At 35.0% G+C, this 2,940-nt stretch carries 3 protein-coding genes; 1 reads left to right on the top strand and 2 read right to left on the bottom strand.

The window, feature by feature from the left end:
- The first annotated feature begins 175 nt into the window (after nucleotides 1-175).
- Nucleotides 176-484 carry a hypothetical protein gene (locus ACFTQ7_RS06195; protein WP_386827757.1) on the top strand — a complete coding sequence of 103 codons (309 nt, stop codon included), beginning with the start codon at nucleotides 176-178 and terminating at the stop codon, nucleotides 482-484.
- A gap of 42 nt (nucleotides 485-526) precedes the next feature.
- Here ACFTQ7_RS06195 and ACFTQ7_RS06190 read toward each other — a convergent pair whose 3' ends face one another.
- Nucleotides 527-2,044 carry a sensor histidine kinase gene (locus ACFTQ7_RS06190; RefSeq protein WP_386827756.1) on the bottom strand — a complete coding sequence of 506 codons (1,518 nt, stop codon included), beginning with the start codon at nucleotides 2,042-2,044 and terminating at the stop codon, nucleotides 527-529.
- Nucleotides 2,028-2,729: a response regulator transcription factor gene (locus ACFTQ7_RS06185; protein ID WP_386827755.1), complete on the bottom strand. Its 702-nt coding sequence runs from the start codon at nucleotides 2,727-2,729 to the stop codon at nucleotides 2,028-2,030. Before ACFTQ7_RS06185 ends, ACFTQ7_RS06190 begins: the two co-directional genes overlap by 17 nt.
- Nucleotides 2,730-2,940: the final 211 nt, after the last annotated feature.

The raw sequence follows: 2,940 nt of genomic DNA, 5'->3' as shown, positions 1-2,940 counted from the left end.
CGATTCTATCCGTCACTTTGACGATTCTATCCGTCACTTTGACGATTCTATCCGTCACTTTGACGATTCTATCCGTCACTTTGACGATTCTATCCGTCACTTTGACGATTCTATCCATCATTTTGATGGTTCTATCCATCATTATTAACATCATGATATAAAAAAGGAGACATAAATGGACTTATTTATCGCAAGTAATCGTCAATTACCTATCCGTTATTACGTTAATGAAGCGATTTGGATTCGTCGCGGTTGCTTAAGTTTACATCAATTAACGCTGCCCTTTTTTGTAGAAGTAGAAATGAAAGACCCACATCATTTATTGAAAATTACAGAATATGTTCAAGAAGTCCAAAAACAATATAGCTATACAGAAATTCAAATTATTATTAAGGACCAAAATATTTTTATGCACTTACAAAAGATACTCCCTCACACTAAAGCCAATCATATTCTCACTATTGAGCAACTAATTCACCCATGAAGAAAGGTAGCATTGTACTATTAGATGCTACCTTTCTATTTTTTATAAAGCTGTAATAGGCAGTTCGATGTTAAAATGCAACATACCATCCGTATACTTCGCGTCGATTTTTCCACCATGTAGTTCTACAATGCTCTTTGCAATAGCAAGTCCAAGTCCTGAGCCTTCCGCTACACTTGTTCTTGATTGATCTTTTTTATAAAATCTCTCAAATAAGCTCGTTAGCTCTTCAGATGTAAATTCATCACTTTCATTAGCAACACAGATTTGAACATTACTTTCTTTTCTTTCAAGAGAAACAAAAATCTCACCGTCACCTGTACTATATTTAATGGCATTCATTAATAAATTATCAAAGACCCTAACAATTTTCTCAGAATCCACTGAAGCAAAAATCCGCTCCTCTGAGAAATTTTTAATAAATGTACGATGGTTTTCCTCCGCTTGCGGAATCAACTCCTCAATTAATTGATCGAGAAGCTCATTCATACATACCTCCTGTTGCCCAAGGACAATGCTGTCATTCGTTAGCTTCGTATATTCAAATAAATCTTCAATCAGGTTCTTTAACTGTTCGGATTTTGAGAAAGCAATCTTTAAATACTCATCATATTGCTCCTTTGTGTCATACCTTTCATCTCTTAACAATCGTAAATAACCCATAATCGAAGTAAGTGGTGTTCGTAAGTCATGCGAAACATTCGTAATTAATTCATTTTTTTGTTTTTCAATCTTTCGTTCCATCTCTATATTCGTCATAATAGCTTCGGTCATATGATTTACATTCTCTGTTAATAAAGCGATTTCATCAATTCCCCTTTTCTCAATGCGATAGGTTAAATCTCCTTTTGCGATTTCCTTAACCCCCTTAGCCAGCGCCTCGATTTGTTTCATTTTTCTTTTCGTTATATAGAAGAATGAGAAAGCAAATACAACAATTCCAATAAATAAAGGGATAAAACCCTCTGTCGACTTTGCAATAACCGTCCCCTCGGGAATTCCACTAACGAACAAATAAAAGTTTTTATTATCTAAAGTTAATGGATAAAAGGCAATAAATTCTTGCCGCGATTGTTCGATTGCCGGTATCTCATAATTATAGAGTGGGTGATTTATCGCAAAATCCATTACATTTCGAATTTTATTATGTAAATCAATTTGTTCCTCTTCCACTTGTTTCGTCTTATACAATACCTTACCGCTCTCATCGGTAACTAACACTTTCAACGCACCTTGATATTGTGCTAATTTGTCATTTTCTGATTCAATCATTTGCTGTAAGGATTCTATACTATTATCATTGACAGCTAATTCTGCAACTTGCTGCGCTTGAAAATTTATCTGCTGCATCCCTTGACTATAATCAACTGTTGCTGTTTCATTTATATTTAAAACAAACGGGAGCGTGACCCGTGCGGCAAGTAGTCCTAAAAATGCACAAACAATAAAAGTCGTTAATAGTTGGACTCTAATACTTGCTCGTACTTTCGTAATAGCCTTTACAATAAGTATTTTTAGTTTACTTAGTAAGTATTTGAATGGCTTAATGATCTTTCTCAATTTTATACCCTACTCCCCATACTGTTTTAATATATTGAGGATTTCTTGGATTTGTCTCAATTCTTTCTCGAATTTTTCGTATATGTACCATTACCGTATTTTCAGACTGTATAGCCTCTTCCTTCCAAACCTTTTCATAAATTTGCTCAGCGCTCATGACTATGCCTTGATTTCTTGCAAGTAATTCAAGAATTGAAAACTCCCTTGGCGTAAGCTTTACCTTTTCATTGTTGACGATTACTTCATGTGTGTCGGTATTAATTCGCAGATCACCAATCTCTATCTCACTTTCGTTCATACTATCTAGTCGATTCATTTTGATATATCTACGAAGTTGAGATTTTATGCGCGCAATTAGCTCTAAAGGGTTAAAGGGCTTTGTTACATAATCATCTGCCCCTATAGATAATCCCACGATTTTATCCATATCTTGAGACTTTGCTGACAGCATAATAATAGGCATCTCGGCTATTTCCCTTACCTTCATACACATTTCGATGCCATCCACGTTCGGCATCATAATATCTAGAACAATTAAATGTACTTTATGTTTCTTTAAAAGATTTAAGCCCTCCTCTCCATCACTTGCTTCTAGAATATCGTAGCCTTCATTTTTTAAATAAATAGCAATAAGATTTCTAATCTCTTTTTCATCATCAACTATCAGTATTGTTTCTTTCGTCATCTAATCCCACCAAATTTCAAATTATATTAAAATATCAGATATATTAATCTGAACCATAACGTGGGGTTGATTTCCGTTCCGACTGGGCGCTTTGTTGCTGCCGCTACGCTTTCGCACAGTTAAAACATTTGTAGCTGCCGCTTTGCTTTCGCTACAGAAAACATTTGTTGTTGCTGTCGCTTCGCTTTCGCACAGTTAAAACATTTGTTGC

The sequence above is a fragment of the Lysinibacillus sp. NPDC056959 genome (assembly GCF_042674095.1).
Classification (GTDB): Bacteria; Bacillota; Bacilli; order Bacillales_A; family Planococcaceae; genus Lysinibacillus; species Lysinibacillus zambalensis.
The sequence above is the reverse complement of the archived record's forward strand: the minus strand, read 5'-3'. Positions and strand labels throughout refer to the sequence as shown.

Bases quoted from the DNA above. Each gene is read 5' to 3' on its own strand.
- ACFTQ7_RS06195 (WP_386827757.1), top strand. From the start codon at position 176: ATGGACTTATTTATCGCAAGTAATCGTCAATTACCTATCCGTTATTAC.
- ACFTQ7_RS06185 (WP_386827755.1), bottom strand. From the start codon at position 2,729: ATGACGAAAGAAACAATACTGATAGTTGATGATGAAAAAGAGATTAGA.